General features: G+C 65.5%; 14 protein-coding genes, 2 tRNA genes and 1 pseudogene. 9 read left to right on the top strand and 8 right to left on the bottom strand.

All coding sequences use genetic code 11. The annotated features are described in order from the left end of the window. Nucleotides 1-204: 204 nt before the first annotated feature. A tRNA-Arg gene (locus O1Q03_RS28640) sits at nucleotides 205-281 on the bottom strand. 175 nt (nucleotides 282-456) lie between these two features. Beyond that, nucleotides 457-1,287: an undecaprenyl-diphosphate phosphatase gene (locus O1Q03_RS28635; RefSeq protein WP_269507397.1), complete on the bottom strand. Its 831-nt coding sequence runs from the start codon at nucleotides 1,285-1,287 to the stop codon at nucleotides 457-459. Nucleotides 1,288-1,780: 493 nt separating this feature from the next. On the opposite strand from O1Q03_RS28635, the gene O1Q03_RS28630 reads away from it, so the two are divergent. The 5 genes from O1Q03_RS28630 (at nucleotide 1,781) to O1Q03_RS28610 (ending at nucleotide 7,304) form a co-directional block, all read left to right on the top strand. Then, the gene (locus O1Q03_RS28630; RefSeq protein WP_269507396.1) at nucleotides 1,781-2,692 is read left to right on the top strand and encodes an aldose epimerase family protein; all 912 of its coding nucleotides are present in this window, start codon (nucleotides 1,781-1,783) and stop codon (nucleotides 2,690-2,692) included. 132 nt (nucleotides 2,693-2,824) lie between these two features. Further along, a complete protein-coding gene (locus O1Q03_RS28625; RefSeq protein ID WP_269507395.1) occupies nucleotides 2,825-3,517 on the top strand; it encodes a peptidoglycan DD-metalloendopeptidase family protein in 693 nt (230 codons plus the stop codon). Nucleotides 3,518-3,890: 373 nt separating this feature from the next. Beyond that, entirely contained in the window at nucleotides 3,891-5,510 is a 1,620-nt protein-coding gene (locus O1Q03_RS28620) for an acyl-CoA synthetase (protein ID WP_269507394.1), read from the top strand. A 74-nt stretch (nucleotides 5,511-5,584) separates the two neighbouring features. Then, nucleotides 5,585-5,911, top strand: a complete 327-nt coding sequence (locus O1Q03_RS28615) for a DUF2288 domain-containing protein (protein ID WP_269507393.1) — start codon at nucleotides 5,585-5,587, stop codon at nucleotides 5,909-5,911. Between the two features lie 10 nt (nucleotides 5,912-5,921). Then, nucleotides 5,922-7,304 (top strand): MATE family efflux transporter, encoded by a 1,383-nt coding sequence (locus O1Q03_RS28610; protein WP_269507392.1) that lies wholly within the window; start codon nucleotides 5,922-5,924, stop codon nucleotides 7,302-7,304. A 19-nt stretch (nucleotides 7,305-7,323) separates the two neighbouring features. Here O1Q03_RS28610 and O1Q03_RS28605 read toward each other — a convergent pair whose 3' ends face one another. Then, nucleotides 7,324-7,503, bottom strand: a complete 180-nt coding sequence (locus tag O1Q03_RS28605) for a hypothetical protein (RefSeq protein WP_269507391.1) — start codon at nucleotides 7,501-7,503, stop codon at nucleotides 7,324-7,326. Nucleotides 7,504-7,638: 135 nt separating this feature from the next. Here O1Q03_RS28605 and O1Q03_RS28600 point away from each other — a divergent pair, with 135 nt between their 5' ends. Next, the gene (locus O1Q03_RS28600) at nucleotides 7,639-7,809 is read left to right on the top strand and encodes a hypothetical protein (protein ID WP_269507390.1); all 171 of its coding nucleotides are present in this window, start codon (nucleotides 7,639-7,641) and stop codon (nucleotides 7,807-7,809) included. Nucleotides 7,810-8,008: 199 nt separating this feature from the next. Here the strand turns inward: O1Q03_RS28600 and O1Q03_RS28595 are convergent, their stop codons facing one another. Next, nucleotides 8,009-8,815 (bottom strand): GNAT family N-acetyltransferase, encoded by an 807-nt coding sequence (locus O1Q03_RS28595; RefSeq protein ID WP_269507389.1) that lies wholly within the window; start codon nucleotides 8,813-8,815, stop codon nucleotides 8,009-8,011. A 157-nt stretch (nucleotides 8,816-8,972) separates the two neighbouring features. Continuing rightward, on the bottom strand, nucleotides 8,973-9,434 hold the full coding sequence (sixA, locus tag O1Q03_RS28590) for a phosphohistidine phosphatase SixA (RefSeq protein ID WP_269507388.1): 462 nt from the start codon (nucleotides 9,432-9,434) through the stop codon (nucleotides 8,973-8,975). A 160-nt stretch (nucleotides 9,435-9,594) separates the two neighbouring features. Here sixA and O1Q03_RS28585 point away from each other — a divergent pair. Further along, nucleotides 9,595-9,671: transfer RNA gene (locus O1Q03_RS28585), tRNA-Pro, on the top strand. A 69-nt stretch (nucleotides 9,672-9,740) separates the two neighbouring features. On the opposite strand, the pseudogene O1Q03_RS28580 reads toward O1Q03_RS28585, so the two are convergent. Next, nucleotides 9,741-9,997: pseudogene (locus O1Q03_RS28580) on the bottom strand (PAAR domain-containing protein). Beyond that, entirely contained in the window at nucleotides 9,994-10,362 is a 369-nt protein-coding gene (locus O1Q03_RS28575; protein ID WP_269507387.1) for a hypothetical protein, read from the bottom strand. The pseudogene O1Q03_RS28580 and the gene O1Q03_RS28575 overlap by 4 nt, the downstream one beginning before the upstream one ends. Nucleotides 10,363-11,473: 1,111 nt before the next feature. On the opposite strand from O1Q03_RS28575, the gene O1Q03_RS28570 reads away from it, so the two are divergent. Continuing rightward, nucleotides 11,474-11,905 carry a hypothetical protein gene (locus O1Q03_RS28570; protein ID WP_269507385.1) on the top strand — a complete coding sequence of 144 codons (432 nt, stop codon included), beginning with the start codon at nucleotides 11,474-11,476 and terminating at the stop codon, nucleotides 11,903-11,905. A gap of 85 nt (nucleotides 11,906-11,990) precedes the next feature. On the opposite strand, the gene ppx is transcribed toward O1Q03_RS28570, so the two are convergent. Then, nucleotides 11,991-13,505, bottom strand: coding sequence for an exopolyphosphatase (gene ppx / locus O1Q03_RS28565; protein ID WP_269507384.1), 1,515 nt, complete (start codon nucleotides 13,503-13,505; stop codon nucleotides 11,991-11,993). Between the two features lie 278 nt (nucleotides 13,506-13,783). Between ppx and ppk1 the strand changes: the two genes are divergently transcribed. Then, nucleotides 13,784-15,847 carry a polyphosphate kinase 1 gene (gene ppk1 / locus O1Q03_RS28560; protein ID WP_269507383.1) on the top strand — a complete coding sequence of 688 codons (2,064 nt, stop codon included), beginning with the start codon at nucleotides 13,784-13,786 and terminating at the stop codon, nucleotides 15,845-15,847. Nucleotides 15,848-15,923 lie beyond the last annotated feature (76 nt).

Genomic DNA, 15,923 nt, shown 5'->3' with positions numbered 1-15,923 from the left:
GGGAGTTTCCGTGATCTCTGATTTTCGCAGCGGCAGCAGCACACGGCCCAATTGCGATGCGTTGACACGCCTCTCCGGTCGCCCTTCGAAACGAGCTCTTTCGACGCGCGCTTCGACGCGGTGAAATGCCCACACGGTTCCTACATGGAAATTAACGCACCGGAAAGCCAGCCACTACAGCGGCGGCAAACCCATTGGCCAGACTGGCCCGCCCTACACGATTCGAACGTGTGACCTACGGCTTAGAAGGCCGTTGCTCTATCCAACTGAGCTAAGGGCGGTCGAGGAAAAAGACACGGCACACAACCCGGGCCGCATTTGACGCACAAGGCTTCGAATCACCACCGCAACCACTACCGGTACGAAGCCCCGAAACGAAACGGGCCCGGCATGAAGCCGAGCCCGAAATTATACCCGATCATCGCGCCATATCACGCGCGAGCGGCGCTGCAACCGTCAAACCGGCTGCGGATGCAGCATGAACCACCCGAGACAGAACACCCCGGCGATCACGCAATACACGCCGAACGACGCCAGTCGCCCGCGCCCTTCGAAATAGCGCATCAGGAATCGCACGCTCAGGTAAGCGGCGATTGCCGTCAGCACGCCGCCGAGCAGCGCGTCCGCGAGCTGGCCGTGCGCATGGAACAGCTTGGGCAGTTCGAGCACGCCCGCCGCGAAAATGATCGGGGTGCCGAGCAGGAACGAAAACTCCGCGGCCTTCTCGGCCGTCAGCCCCGCCGCATTGCCGGCGATCATGGTCAGCCCGCTGCGCGAGAACCCCGGAATCAGCGCGCCAATCTGCGCGAGACCCACGAAGAACGCCTGCTTGAACGTCATCTTCTCGGGCGGCCGATGCGCACGGCTGCGCTGGATGCGGTCACCGATCCACAGCAGCACGCCGTTCACGATCAACGCGATCGCGACGATGCGCAGGTCGTGGAACACACGCTCGATGCGCTTCTCGAGCAGCAGACCGACGATCCCTGTCGGGATCGTACCGATGATCAGCGCCCACATCAGGTGTCCGTCGTCATTCTTGCGGCCGCCGAGCTGCGCGAAGAAGCCGTTGATCAGCGCGATCCAGCGCGCACGGAAATACCACAGCAGCGCGAGCGCGGTGCCCAGGTGCAGCGCCACCAGGAACGGCAGCAACTGCGGCGCGTGCTTGTCGATGTGCATGCCGAACAGCGCCGGAACGAGCAGCGTGTGGCCAAGGCTGCTGACGGGGAAGAGTTCGGTGACGCCCTGCAGGACGCTCAGGAATACCAGAAACCAGAGACTCACGCGTCGGTCCTCTTAGTGGTGGTCAATCGGGAAGAAAAAGCGGGTAGATAGCGGACGACATGGTACTCGTCCGAAAAAACGCGCCCCGATTATGCCGAGCCAGGATTACCGCGCCAAGGCATTTGACTGGATATTGCGGCAATGCACACAAACGCTTGCAATTTGTAAGCACACGGAAAGCAAAAGGCCCGCCATTTGCATGGCGGGCCCTGCGAAATCCGGAACAACTTGCCGTCAGCGGCCTAGCTGGTAGAAAAATAGTACCGTGCTGCCGGTGAACATGCCGAACAGTGCGATGCCCATTGCCATTGCCAGATCCATGGCGCCTCCAGAAGTGTCATGACCCGGCAACATACCGGTTTACGGCATTATCCAGACCGTCGGCGATCTGACAAAGTCGCGATTTCCCGAGAAGGGTTTTCCCCGACCGCCTCGCGGCCGATAATGGGGCGCGCCGTTGCGCACCCCGCCCACCCGTTCATACCGATTCGCCATGCCGATCTTCCAGCAGCACGACATTCATGAACTTCACGCCGGCCCGTCGCTCGTTCGGGTCGCCCCGCAATTCGGCGGCCGCCTGCTGTCGTGGCACGTCGACGGCGAACCGGTCATCTTCTGGCCGGAAACGGCCGACTGGAGCAACCTCGCGCGCGTGCGCGGCGGCAACCCGTTGCTGTTTCCGTTCCTCGGCCGCCACCGCGTCGACGGCGAACTCGGCCGCTGGCGCGATGCCGCCGGCGTGGTTCGCGACCTGCCGATGCACGGCTTCGCGCGCGACCTGCCGTTCGCGGCCCACCGGTCGGCCGACGGCACCGCGCTGTCGATGACGCTCGATGCGAACGACGCGCTGCACGCAAGCTATCCGTTCGACTTCCGCTTCGAAGCGACCTACCGGCTCGCCGACGCACACACGCTCGACGTCGCGCTCACGACGACCAACCACGGCGACACGCCGCTGCCGTACTACGCGGGCCACCATTTCTATTTCGCGCTGCCGCACGGCGAACGCGACGAAACCACGCTCGAGCTGCCGCCGACGCACCGCTGCCTGCAGCAGGCAGACGGCTCGATCAGCGCCCCCGAACGCGGCGCGGCCTCGTATAGCCTCGGCGATTCGGACATCCTGGATCGCTTCCATTGCCTCGACGGCGCGTCGTCCACGCCGGTACGCATCGTGATGCCGGGCGGTCGCCGCACGATCGAGATCACGCTCGACGTACCAGGCTCGATCCCGTGGTACGCGGTCACGACCTGGACGGAAAAGCCGGAATCGGACTTCTACTGCGTCGAGCCGTGGCTCGGCCTGCCGGACGCGATCCACAACGGCCTCGGGCTGCGCATGCTCGCGCCGGGCGCGTCCGAAACGGCCGCGTTGCGCATTCGCGTGCTGCCGCTCGCCGGCTGACATCGTGCGCCCGACCGGCGCGCGACGCCGCCGCCCGCGGCTCGAAACTGCGGTGCGCAGGTCGAACCCGTTAAAATCGGACGTTTTGTGCTGCCTGCCGCGTCGCGCGCGGCGGGGTTTTTGCGAGGTTCAATGTTCGGAACAACAACGAAGCGGCTCTTCGCGGCCGCCTGCGCCGCGCTGCTCGTCGCGTGCGGCTCCGCCCCCGTGGGCCCGGGGTTCTACCGCGTCGAACGCGGCGACACGCTGTACAAGATCGCGCGCGCGAACCGCACGTCGACGCAGAACATCGTGCGCTGGAACCAGATCGCGAACCCGGACGCGATCGAGGTCGGCCAGGTGCTGCGCGTCGCGCCGCCGCCCGGCACGACGACCGCGTCGACCACCGGCACGGGCAGCGCGGGCCGCAGCCGCCCCGCGCCTTCCGCGCCGGTCGAATCGGCGGTCAAGCCGGCCACGAGCATCGCCCTGGTCTGGCCGGCCGCCGGCAACGTGGTGCGCAGCTTCGACGGCTCGAACTCCAAGGGCATCGATATCGCGAACTCGGCGGGCACGCCAGTGATGGCCGCGGCACCCGGCGTGGTCGTCTACGCGGGCAACGGCTTGCGCGGCTACGGCAACCTGATCATCCTCAAGCACAACGCGGCCTACCTGACGGCGTACGCGCACAACCGCGCGCTGCTCGTGAAGGAAGGTCAGTCGGTCACGCAGGGGCAAACGATTGCCGAGATGGGCAACAGCGACAGCGAGCGCGTCGCGCTGCACTTCGAACTGCGCTACGGCGGCCGCTCGATCGATCCGGCACGCTACCTGCCGTCGCGCTGAGCGCGCGACCGACGACAGCCGACATGCGGTGCCGGCTCGCATCGCGTGTCGTCGCAACAGATCGGAAAGGTTGTGTCAGCGTCGGCGCAGACGGCCGGTGAAACGGCCGGACAACGGATCGACGCGGCTGGCGAACACCACCAGCGCACCGATTCCGAACAGGCTGAACCCCGCAGCTATCAAAAGCAAATCCATGGTCACATTACTGTTTTTTCGTGATCTTATGCGTCATTGTGGAATCGTGCACTGAGCTGCCCCCGTCGCACGAGCCCGAACATTCCCTATCTATCGAACGTCATTGTGTTGTCGGTCGCGTGAAATGCCGATGTAACCCGTCGACGCAATCCGACGACCGATGCCGAGGAGACATGTGATGCTGCCCGCCGCCGACCGCTACGAAGACCTGCTCTCCCGCTTCGCGTGGGACGTTCCGGCCCGCTACAACATCGGCGTGGACGTCTGCGACAAGTGGGCCGACGGCAGCGGACGGCTCGCGCTGATCCACGAAACGGCGCAAGGCGACATATCGCGCATCACGTTCGACGACCTGAGGAATGCCTCTAACCGTCTCGCGAACAGCTTCGCGCGCGCCGGACTGCGACGCGGCGACCGGATCGGCATCTTCCTCGCGCAAGGCCCCGAGACGGCCATCGCCCACCTCGCCGCGTACAAGCTCGGCGCGATCGCGGTGCCGCTGTTCACGCTATTCGGCGTCGACGCACTCGAATACCGGCTGGCGAACAGCGAAGCCGCCGCGCTCGTCACCGACGCGGCCGGCTACGCGAAGATCGCGCCGCTGCGCACGCAACTGCCGGCGCTGCGCACGTGCTACTGCGTCGGCGACGATGCGCCCGAAGCACCGGGCGTGCTGCGCTACGACGCCGCGCTCGCGGTCGAATCGCCCGATTTCGTGCCGGCGGACACCGCCGCGGACGATCCGGCGGTGATCATCTACACGTCCGGGACGACCGGCAAGCCGAAAGGCGCGCTGCACGCGCATCGCGTGCTGCTCGGTCACCTGCCGGGCGTCGAGATGTCGCAGCAGTGCTTCCCGCGCGACGCGCGTCTGTTCTGGACGCCCGCCGACTGGGCGTGGATCGGCGGCCTGCTCGACGTGCTGCTGCCGTCATGGCATCACGGCGTGCCCGTGCTCGCGCGCCGCTTCGAGAAATTCGACGGCGAGGCCGCGTTCGCGCTGATGGCACGGCACGGCGTGACCCATGCTTTCCTGCCGCCCACCGCGCTGAAGCTGATGCGCGCGGTGCCGGCGCCGCGGGAGCGCTACGCGCTGTCGCTGAAATCCGTCGCGAGCGGCGGCGAATCGCTCGGCACCGAGCTGACGGCGTGGGGACGCGACGCACTGGGCGTCACGATCAACGAGTTCTACGGGCAGACCGAATGCAACATGGTGTTGTCGTCGTGCGCGGCGCTCTTCGACGCGCAGCCCGGCGCGATCGGCAAGGCCGTGCCCGGCCATACGGTCGCGATCGTCGACGAACACGGCACGCCGCTGCCGCCGGGCGTCGAAGGGCGCATCGCGGTGCGCCGTCCCGATCCGGTGATGTTCATCGAGTACTGGCGCAATCCGGACGCCACGCGCGACAAGTTCGCGGGCGACTACCTGCTCACGGGCGACACCGGCACGATCGATGCCGACGGCTTCGTGCGCTTCGTCGGCCGCGACGACGACGTGATCACGAGCGCCGGCTACCGGATCGGCCCTGGGCCGATCGAGGACTGCCTGCTCACGCATCCGGCGGTGCGGATGGCGGCGGTGGTCGGCGTGCCCGATGCGACGCGCACCGAGATCGTAAAGGCGTTCGTCGTGCTGAACCCCGGCCATGTCGGCGACGACGCGCTGGTGCAGGCGCTGCAGGCACACGTGCGCACACGCCTGGCCGCGCACGAGTATCCGCGCGCAATCGCGTTCGTCGACGGCCTGCCGATGACCGCGACCGGCAAGATCGTGCGCCGCGCGCTGCGCGACGCGTGAGCAGCCCACGGGCAGCCGGCCGGCCGCCCGGATGGTTTATAGTGGCGCCACGCAGTCTTTCCAACGAACAACCGATGTCCTCCGACCAACACGATTCCGCCGCGGGTGCGTCGCACAGCCCGCTCTACGCCAAACTCCTCGGCGAAACCGCCAAGATCGACTGGTGCGATCTCGAACGCTTCTTCGCGCAGGGCAAGCTGCTGTCGGTCGCGCGCGACCTCGATCTCGTCAGCGTCGCGGAAGCGATTGCCGACGACGATTCGGAACAGGTCACGCGTTGGCTGTCCGCGGGCCTCGTCGCGCGCATGCCGGCGGAAACCGCCGCCGACTACGCGGCGCGCAATCCGGAGCTGTGGGCGGTCGTCGTATCGCCTTGGGTGTGCGTGCAGGAACGCGCCTGACGCGTCCGCCATGTCCGAATCCGCGTTACCGCACGGGGTCGGCACCGGGCCGGCTGCCGGGTCGGTTGCCGTCTCGCACCGTCGCGTCCTCGCACTCGCGTTCCCGATCGTCCTTGCGAACCTCACCCAGCCGATTCTCGGCGCGGTCGACACCGCGGTAGCCGGCCATCTCGACGGCGCGCAGTATCTCGGCGGCGTCGCGCTCGGCGGCTTGTTCTTCAACTTCGTGTTCTGGGGCTTCGGCTTCCTGCGCATGGGCACGACGGGCCTCGTCGCGCAGGCGCACGGCGCCGGCGACGCCGCCGGCATCCGCCTGAACGTGCTGCGCGCGCTGATCGTCGCGTTCGCGCTCGGCGCGGGCGTGCTCGCACTGCAAGTGCCGTTTCTGTCGTTCACGCTGACCGCGCTGGGCGGCAGCGACGCGGTTCGCACGACGGCCCTCGCATACGGTCACGCCCGCATCTGGAGCGCCCCGTTCGCGCTCGCGAACTACGTCGTGCTCGGCTACCTGCTCGGCGTGCAGCGCGTGCGGCTCGCGCTCGTCGCACAGGTCTTCATCAACGCGGTGAACATCGGCGCGGTGCTGCTGTATGTGTACGGCTTCGGCTGGGGCATCGGTGGCATCGGCGCGGCGACGGCCACCGCGGACGTGTGCGGGTTCGCGCTCGGCGCGTGGATGCTGTGGCGGCTGCGGCCGCGCGGGCTGGCGCCGCTCGCCGCGCGCGAACTGGTCGACCGCACGGCGCTCAAGCGGCTGATCGTGCTCAATCGCGACATCTTCCTGCGCACGCTGTGCCTGCTCGGCGCGTTCGGCTGGTTCGCACATCTCGGCGCGAAACAGGGTGACGCAACGCTCGCGGCCAACGCGCTGCTGCTGAATTTCCAGACCTTCATGGCGTACGGGCTCGACGGCTTCGCGCACGCGGCCGAGGCGCTCGTCGGCGCGGCCGCGGGTGCGCGCGACCGCGCCGCATTCCGGCAGGCCGTGCGCGTCACGCTGCTGTGGTCGGTGCTCGGCGCGCTGCTGTTCGCGCTCGTCTATTGGGCTGCGGGCGGGTGGATCGTCGCGCAGCTGACCGACCAGGCCGGGATCCGTGCGGTCGCGCTGCAATACCTGCCGTGGGCGGCGGTCTCGCCGATCGTGTCCGTGTGGGGATTCCTGCTCGACGGGGTATTCATCGGCGCGACACAGACGCAGTCGCTGATGCGTGCGATGGTCGCGTCGCTCGCGATCTTCGTTGCAGCCACGCTGGCCGCCGTCGGCCCGTTCGGCAATCACGGGCTGTGGTTCGCGCTGTTGCTCTTCATGGTCGCGCGGGGCGCGACGCTCGCACGCTACCTGCCCGCGCTGACGCGCCGCATCGGCGCCGACACGCCTGCGGCCCGCGCGTGACGACCGCGCGGGCCATCCGTTATTTCGCGGGCGGCGCCGACCCCGGCTCGCCGAGCATCGACGGCGGCGTCATGTCGGTCGGCACGCCGTGGTAATCGGCCGGGTCTTGCGGCGGATGGCCACGACGGGCATCACGGGGATCGCTGCCGCAGCCGGCAAGCACGGACGCGGCCAGCACGGCCAGCATGAAACGGGTCATCAAAAACGCTCCGGAAAACGGCGCGCCCATCGCGCGCCAGAACCGGGCCGAGTCTAGCGGAATTCCGGGTTAGGGGTCGTCCCGCACATGTTCTACTATGTACCCATGGCGCTGTGCCGTTGAAAGGAGGCTGCCATGACGTCTGAAGAAATCGCTGGCCTGATCGGCCTGTTCGTCGGCCTGATGGTGCTCGTCGCCCTGTCCTACTTCGAGTCGCGCGAATACAAGCGCACCCATAGCGGCGAAGGGATGATCCATCACTGGATGGCGGAGCACCACCTGCTCGACTGGCGGCGCAAGCACTAGCAACCCGCCCCGTCGTATGGGCCGCGGCCCGCCTGGTGACGCACCCGCGCGGGCGCGGCGGGCATTCGTGTGCCGCCGGAACTGACGGAGTCCAACACGGTAGCATCGTCTGAATGACCGAACGCCGTCGCGTGTCGCATTGCCACGCGACGGCGTTCGCATGCGCGCGCGATGACGCGCGCGGTGATCCGGACGGCGCTCAGCCCAGGAAGTGGCGGGCGTAGCGTGCGTTGATGTCCGACAGGCGGAACAGCGTGAGGAAATCCGCGCAATTGAAATCGGGATCCCAGGCCGGTGCGCCGCAAATCTTCGCGCCCAACCGCAGATAACCCTTGATCAGCGGCGGCGGCGCGACGACGGTGCCCGTCTGCAGTTCGTCGACCGGCAACGCCGTATGCGGGAACGCGCGGTATTCCGGCGCCGTCAGCGAACCGGCCGACAGCGACTGGTACAGGTTCGCCGCATAGTGGCCGCCGTCGGCCATCGACACGCTCGCGCAGCCGAGCATCGTCTCGTAGCCGTTCTGCATCATGTACGCACCGAGACCGCCCCATAGCGCCATGATCACGGCGCCGCTGCGGTAGTCGCTGTGCACGCACGAGCGGCCGACCTCGACCATCTTGCCGCGCAGATGCGTGAGGCGCGACAGATCGAATTCGCCTTCCGCATACAGACGGCCCACCCGCGCGGCCTCGTGCGGCGGCAGCACGCGGTACGTGCCGACGACCTTCAGCGTATCGAGATCGCGCACCAGCAGGTGGTCGCAATATGCGTCGAACGGATCCACGTCGAGACCGGACGGGCCGCTGAGCTGCGCGCCCATCTCTTCGGCGAACACGGTGTAGCGCAGGCGCTGCGCTTCGCGCAGTTCATCTTCGGTACGCGCCCAGGCGGCGCGCAGACGGTATTCGGATGTGACGGTTTCGGCAGCGCGTGGCAGGTGGCGCCGCGTCGTGTCGAGGGGAAGCGAGGCAAAAGGGAGCGTAGGCGTCGGCAGTTCTCGCATTAGGCTTTCCTGGTCGTAAGGAAGAGGACGACATGCCAGCAATGTAGTAACCGGCCGTTACCGTTCTGTGGCACGACCGTGTCCTTTCAATGACGTGTCGCCGAATTGACTTTAGCAGAAAGCCTGCGAAACCGTACGACGAGCGCCTTCGGCGCCGTTACACGAGGTCCGGCGACAACACCGCGCGCAGCACGGCCTGACGGCTGCCGTCGCGCGTGCGGCTCGCGAGCCACACGATGCCGCCTTTCTTGATGCTCCAGCTGTCGCCGCTGCCTGCAATCAGCTGAGCGGCGACGCTGCCGAGCGTCGGCTGATGACCGACGATCATGACCGTCGGCGCGATGCCGTCCGGCCAGCCGGCCGCCGTCAGCACGTCGTCGACGCTGCCGCCCGGCGCGAGCGAGTCGATCGTGCGGTACTGGTCGGTCAGCGCCTCGACCGTCTGCACCGTGCGCGCCGCGGGGCTCGCGAGGATCACGCTGCTCGATTCGAGCCGGCCACGCAGCCATTTGGCCATGGTCTGCGCTTCCTTGCGCCCGCGGGTGGTCAACTGGCGCGCGAGGTCGCTTGCCGCGTGGTCTTCGGCTTCGGCGTGGCGCCACAGGATCAGGTTCATCATGATTTCTCTCCATGCGTTCGGGGCGATCCGGCCTCACGTGCGTGCGCGGCGGTCGCCATGCAAATTGTCGCCAATCGTCACCGATTCGGGATTACGCACATCTCACATCCAGAACGTGATTGACTCCGTCACCGATTAGGCGATACACTCTTTGGCTCGTCGGAGCGTAGCGCAGCCTGGTAGCGCATCTGATTTGGGATCAGAGGGTCGTAGGTTCGAATCCTATCGCTCCGACCAAAGGAATGAAGGGGTTAGCTAACGCTAACCCCTTTTTCATTGCCGGTCGATGCCATTCTCCTTGCTGGTCTACATGACCTGTTGTGAAGCACCGAGCTTCGGTGGCGGGGTGCACTTGCATATACACAGGTCATCGCTCAGCGCGACGCGCCGTCCGTCCGGGCCTGTCATTGGAAGTCATGGGCCGGCGCATTGGATCTTGCCGATCGATTTGCAAGCAGGCAAATTACGTCGTCGTCTCCGTGCGCAATATGCCTGCTGTCCAATTCAAACGGTGTTGTCTCGGGGCGTGGAAGGCGGCAACATGGAAGTGATTCGCGTGTCAGGAGGGCTCGCTTTGGACCACCCGCCACGAATCGAACTCGATTGCAAGTTCAGCACCGAGTGTGGAGTACAGGTACGCAACCTTTGCTCCGCGTCGGTCAGACAATCGCTCACCTTTGGCTAGCTGGGTAGTTACTCGACCGTAGTCGTCGTCGTTGGGGTCGATGACTCTCAAGCTGTTCACAATGTTCAACAAGCCAAGTTGAGCAAGGTGAAAACACGTCACTCCATCGAATACCAAGGTTAGCCGTTGATCGCCTACATATAGCCCAATGGCGAGGGAACGAGGTTCTTTGTTCGGGCCGATATCCACACGATCAAGATACCAATCGTGGAAATTTTCCCATTCGGCGAGAGTGTTTGTCATCGAAATCACCATGGCAGTATGGAGACAGCCGCACCCTCATCCCGCGTAGTTCCGTCCCAATTATGCGCATGGGGGTTCGAGTTACCGTGATGTGCCTCAAAGTCAATGTCAGTCATTGGCGTACCGTTAGGGCCGTACTGGCGCAGCTGACGCATAGTCCCAGGCATGCTCGACGCCCATGAACCAGGAGTTCCGTTGAACGGCATCCCGGCGATTTGCTCCGAATCGACATCCGGCAGGCTATCCATGTAGTCAAACGCGCCCGCATCGCCGATGCGGCGTACCGCCGCCAAACGAGTTAGCCAGTTCCGGAGTGCTACCTTCCAATCCACTACCTGCACCAGCGACAACGCTCACCAAATAGCTTATCAATTCGTCGGCCGATACATCGCTCGGCGTCGCCCAACCGGGTAGAGGTTTGTCTATCGGTAACGAGGCCGCTCCCGGCACGCTGGCGAGTCTGCCAGCCTTTGGGAACGGTGGGATTGACCGCCCTCCTCCAGCACTGCCGCCTGACGCCACGGCGCGGTCAATAGACACGGATACCCTGCCGTCCTCTATTGCGGACCTTAGCGCGGCCACGGGGTCGCCGGATAGCGCCCCAGCCAGCCCCAACTCTCGGAGATAGCCAACCGCCCCTGTCGTCAGGCCGGGATACCTCGGCCAATGAAGCATCAATTCTGAGACGTTCGCACGCTGTCCCGCCGTTCGACTTACCCCGCCGCTAGATAACGTGGCCCGCTTTCCAGATCCCATATCGACAGTCACTGACGCCATACCGCCCGCTCCCGATTCCGATCAACTTACATCATACGATACCGGTACGGTCGGAATTTTCGCAACAGTCGAAGCTACCAGCGCACATGCCAAAATCAATAAGTCGCCTAGGTACACCGGCCCGCGACCAGTGGTCGCACGCAACCGCAAGTCATTGATTAAGATTATTTGCAGGTTCCAATCCTTTCGCTTCTACAAAGGCCTCAAGGCGTCGTCTGCACAAACGTGCAACCCTTTTTCGTTTTATCGGCCGCCACGCGCCGCACGCCCCGCCATCCGCGCACGAATCTTGCGGGAACACGCGATAATATCCGCGACCAACCCGCAACCGCGCATGAAAAACAACGCTATCAAGACCGCCCTGTTCGGCGCGCTGCTCGCATTCGGCGCGACGGGCGCCGCATCGGCCAAGTCGATCGACGGCGCGCTCGACTGCCATTCGAACGGCCACAAGTTCGTCGCTCCGCTGCTCGCGGCCGGCGACATCCAGTCGCAGCCGATGCACGTCGAATCGAATTCGGTGAACGCATTCCGCACGAACCATCCGCTGACCGCATATGGCTTCGGCGTGTACGTCGTGCTCGGCTATCAGGCGAACGATCCGATCTTCCAGCCGGGCGACGGCACGCCGATCGGCGAGTGGGCGTACGGCGTCGTGGTACGCGGCACGAAAAGCGCGGTGGAACAGGCCGTGCGCAGCGCCGGTAGCGATGCAACCGTCAAGCAGGCGTTTCCGTTCCTGACCGCGATCGTGTGCTCGGACTGAGCGCGCGCCAACACATGGGCAGGACCGTGGCAGCGCGCATCGGCGTGCGCCGCCGCAACGATCGCGTCATCGCGTCATCGCGTGATTACGCGCCCGTATAAACGACGCGATACGGAATGCCGACCTTCTCCCACTCGGCCGCCTCCTGGCTGAGGCTGTAGTCGGTCAGCGGGTTCTGCTCGACCCATGCGCTCGGCAGCCGCACTTCATAGCCGCCCTTCTTCATCTGCGACACGGAAATGTCCGGCAGGCCGGCATCGGTCCGCCGCCGGCACAGCAGCGCCGCGAGCCGCAGGCAGAACAGCAGCGGCCATTCGACCTCGCGCGCCTGCGACAGCTTGCCGAGCTTGCCCGCATGACCGAGCACGAGCGCGGCGACGCGCGCCTGGTCGGTACGCGAGAAACCCGGCATGTCCGCGTTGCTCGCGATATAGGCCGAATGCTTGTGATACGCACTGTGAGAAATCGACAGGCCGATCTCGTGCAACGCGGCGGCCCAGCCGAGAAACATCCGGCCCTCCTCGCGCGCTTCGTCGTCGGAAGTCTCGAGCTCGTCGTAGAAACGTGCGGCAAGCGCACCGATGCGCTCGGCCTGCGCGCGATCGACACCATAGCGCCGCGTGAAACCTTCGACGGTCACCGCGCGCATGTCCTCGTGCTGGGTCCGGCCGAGCAGGTCGTACAGCACGCCCAGACGCAGCGCGCCGTCGGTGGTGTCGACGTAGTCGACGCCCAGTTCCTCGAAGACCGCGAGCATGATCGCGAGGCCGCCGGCGAGCACCGGCACGCGATCGGGTTTCAGCGCGATCAGCTTCAGCCGGTTCACGTTCTCGGCCTTGATCAGCGCGCGCTTCAGCCGTTCGAGGCCGCCGCGCGAAATGCCGTGCGTGATGCCCGCGTCGTTGAAGCCGTTCGCCTCGACGAGTTCGGCGAGCGCACGCGCGGTACCCGACGAACCGATCGCCTGGTCCCACCCCGCCTTCTTGTACTCGCTGGAAATGATCTGGATCTCGCGCTTGGCCGCGAGCTCGGCTTGCCGCATCGTGTATTCGTCGACGTTGCCGGCCGGGAAGAACCCGCGGCTATGACTCACGCAGCCGATATAGAGACTCTCCATCACGATCGGCGTGTAGTGCGAGCCGATGATGAATTCGGTCGAGCCGCCGCCGATGTCGACGACGAGCCGCTTGCCGGCACTCGCCGGCACCGAATGCGCGGCACCCGCATAGATCAGGCGCGCCTCTTCGCGGCCCGCGATCACTTCGATCGGGAACCCGAGCGCCGCTTCGGCCTCGCCGAGAAATTCGCCCGCGTTCTTCGCGACGCGCAGCGTGTTGGTCGCCACCGCGCGCACATGATCGGGATGAAAGTCGCGCAGGCGCTCGCCGAACCGCTTGAGTGCGTCCCAGCCACGCTCCTGCGACGCGCGATCGAGCATCTTGTCGCTCGACAGGCCCGCGGCCAGTCGCACGGGCTCACGCAGCGCATCGACAGGATAGATCTGGCTGCCCGCCGGCGTTTCCTCGACGCGCCCGACGATCAGCCGGAAGCTGTTCGAGCCGAGATCCACGGCAGCCAGCAAGTGGGGGGATGTAACCATCTGAAGGGGCTCCGTGCGCGTTCTCCCGCAGTCGCCGCTCGGGCACCGCAGGGCGATCAATCAAAGGCGACATTTTAAGCGTGGAACGGTTACCGTTGCCACGCTTCACGGGCATGTACACCGGTAGATTGTATATGCGCGAAACATTTATGAGACAAAATGGTTCCAGCGTAGAATTTCCCGATATAAATGCAATATTGTCATCTGCACGTCATCGAACCGTGAGAGTTTCCGAGCGTCCTTTCGAATCATCGCCCGAATCACCCCCTACTCTGCCGATGTCCGTCCGTTATCCACTTCTCAATCGTGAACTGGGCATCCTCGGTTTCAACGAGCGTGTGCTGGCCCAGGCGGCCGACCCGCAGATTCCGCTGCTCGAGCGCTTGCGCTTCATCTGCATCACCAGCAGCAACCTCGACGAATTCTTCGAGGTCCGGATGGCCGGCCTTCAGGAACAGATCCGCGACAACCCCGGCGCACTGACGCCCGACGGCATGTCGTTACAGCATGCTTACGACCTCGTCGTCGAGCGCGCACAGCGACTGGTCCACCGTCAGTACACGATGCTGCACGAAACCGTGCTGCCCGCGCTCGAACAGGAAGGCATCTACTTCCACGCGAGCGAGTCGTGGAACGACGAACAGCTCGAATGGGCGCGACGCTACTTCCTCGACGAGCTGCTGCCCGTGCTGACGCCGATCGGCCTCGATCCCGCCCACCCGTTCCCGCGCGTGCTGAACAAGAGCCTGAACTTCGTCGTCGAGCTCGAAGGCCGCGACGCGTTCGGCCGCCAGGCGGTCATGGGCATCGTGCAGGCGCCGCGCGCGCTGCCGCGCGTGGTGCGCATGCCGCAAGCGCTGTCGGGCTTCGAGCACGGCTTCGTGCTGCTCAGCTCGTTCATGCAGCGCTTCGTCGGCGAACTGTTCCCGCAACTCGTCGTGAAGAGCTGCAACCAGTTCCGCATCACGCGCAACAGCGAACTGTTCGTCGACGAGGACGAAATCACGAACCTGCGCGTCGCGCTGCAGGGCGAACTGCCCGCGCGCCACCTCGGCAACGCGGTGCGGCTCGAAGTGTCGGCCGACACGCCGCCGCACATCGTGCAGCGCCTGCTCGAGGAAAGCCTGCTCGACGACAAGGACTGCTATCGTGTGGCCGGTTCGGTCAACCTCGTGCGCCTGATGCAGATTCCCGATCTCGTCGACCGCCCCGACCTGAAGTTCGCGCCGTTCACCGCATCGATCCCGCCCGCGATCACGAACGCGCCGACGATGTTCGACGCGATCGACGACGGCGACATCCTGCTGCACCATCCGTACGAGAGCTTCCAGCCGGTGCTCGAACTGCTGCAGCAGGCCGCGAAGGACCCGAGCGTCGTCGCGATCAAGCAGACGATCTACCGCACCGGCACCGACTCGCCGCTGATGGACGCGCTGATGGAAGCCGCGCGCAACGGCAAGGAAGTGACCGTCGTCGTCGAACTGCTCGCGCGCTTCGACGAGGAAACCAACATCAACTGGGCGTCGCAGCTCGAAGCGGTCGGCGCGCATGTCGTGTACGGCGTGGTCGGCCACAAGTGCCACGCGAAGATGATGCTGATCGTGCGGCGTGTCGTGCAGGACGGCAAGGCGACGCTGCGCCGCTACGTGCACCTCGGCACCGGCAACTACCACCCGCGCACCGCCCGCCTCTACACCGACTTCGGGCTGATGACGGCCGACCAGAAGATCTGCGAGGACGTCCACCACGTATTCCAGCAACTGACCGGGATCGGCGGCGAACTCACGCTGCACGAGCTGTGGCAGTCGCCGTTCACGCTGCATCCGCGCATCATCGAATCGATCCGCGCGGAGATCGACAATGCGCGCGCCGGCAAGCGCGCGCGCGTGGTCGCGAAGATGAACGCGCTGCTGGAGCCGTCGGTGATCGCCGCGCTGTACGAAGCGTCGCAGGCGGGCGTGAAGGTCGATCTGATCGTGCGCGGCGTGTGCGCGCTGAAGCCGGGTGTGCCCGGTTTGTCGGAAAACATCACGGTGCGCTCGATCGTCGGCCGCTTCCTCGAACACCACCGCATCTACTACTTCCATGCGGGCGGCGCCGAGGACGTCTATCTGTCGAGCGCCGACTGGATGGATCGCAACCTGTTCCGCCGCGTCGAAGTCGCGTTCCCGATTCGCGAGCGCAAGCTGAAGCGCCGCGTGATCGCCGAAGGCTTGTCGGTGTGCCTCGGCGACAACCAGTCGGCATGGCAGATGCACAGCGACGGCCACTACCGCCGGCGCCGTGCGGGCAAGACGATCCGCAATGCACAGCTCGGCTTGCTCGCGAAGTTCTGCTCGTAGGAAGGCAACGCATGCGGCACGCGTGCTTCGGCGCGCCGTGCAGCAAACGAAAAAGGCACAGCCCGCGGTGGGCTGT

Source organism: Burkholderia sp. IMCC1007, from assembly GCF_027257875.1.
Taxonomy (GTDB): domain Bacteria; phylum Pseudomonadota; class Gammaproteobacteria; order Burkholderiales; family Burkholderiaceae; genus Burkholderia.
Note: the sequence above shows the minus strand (reverse complement) of the source record. Positions and strands in the feature narration are given on the sequence as shown.

Excerpts from the sequence above, each read along its gene's own strand:
- O1Q03_RS28630 (WP_269507396.1), top strand. The coding sequence starts at position 1,781 with ATGCCGATCTTCCAGCAGCACGACATTCATGAACTTCACGCCGGCCCG.
- O1Q03_RS28625 (WP_269507395.1), top strand. The coding sequence starts at position 2,825 with ATGTTCGGAACAACAACGAAGCGGCTCTTCGCGGCCGCCTGCGCCGCG.
- O1Q03_RS28620 (WP_269507394.1), top strand. The coding sequence starts at position 3,891 with ATGCTGCCCGCCGCCGACCGCTACGAAGACCTGCTCTCCCGCTTCGCG.
- O1Q03_RS28615 (WP_269507393.1), top strand. The coding sequence starts at position 5,585 with ATGTCCTCCGACCAACACGATTCCGCCGCGGGTGCGTCGCACAGCCCG.
- O1Q03_RS28610 (WP_269507392.1), top strand. The coding sequence starts at position 5,922 with ATGTCCGAATCCGCGTTACCGCACGGGGTCGGCACCGGGCCGGCTGCC.
- O1Q03_RS28605 (WP_269507391.1), bottom strand. The coding sequence starts at position 7,503 with ATGACCCGTTTCATGCTGGCCGTGCTGGCCGCGTCCGTGCTTGCCGGC.
- O1Q03_RS28600 (WP_269507390.1), top strand. The coding sequence starts at position 7,639 with ATGACGTCTGAAGAAATCGCTGGCCTGATCGGCCTGTTCGTCGGCCTG.
- O1Q03_RS28595 (WP_269507389.1), bottom strand. The coding sequence starts at position 8,815 with ATGCGAGAACTGCCGACGCCTACGCTCCCTTTTGCCTCGCTTCCCCTC.
- sixA (WP_269507388.1), bottom strand. The coding sequence starts at position 9,434 with ATGATGAACCTGATCCTGTGGCGCCACGCCGAAGCCGAAGACCACGCG.
- O1Q03_RS28575 (WP_269507387.1), bottom strand. The coding sequence starts at position 10,362 with ATGACAAACACTCTCGCCGAATGGGAAAATTTCCACGATTGGTATCTT.
- O1Q03_RS28570 (WP_269507385.1), top strand. The coding sequence starts at position 11,474 with ATGAAAAACAACGCTATCAAGACCGCCCTGTTCGGCGCGCTGCTCGCA.
- ppx (WP_269507384.1), bottom strand. The coding sequence starts at position 13,505 with ATGGTTACATCCCCCCACTTGCTGGCTGCCGTGGATCTCGGCTCGAAC.
- ppk1 (WP_269507383.1), top strand. The coding sequence starts at position 13,784 with ATGTCCGTCCGTTATCCACTTCTCAATCGTGAACTGGGCATCCTCGGT.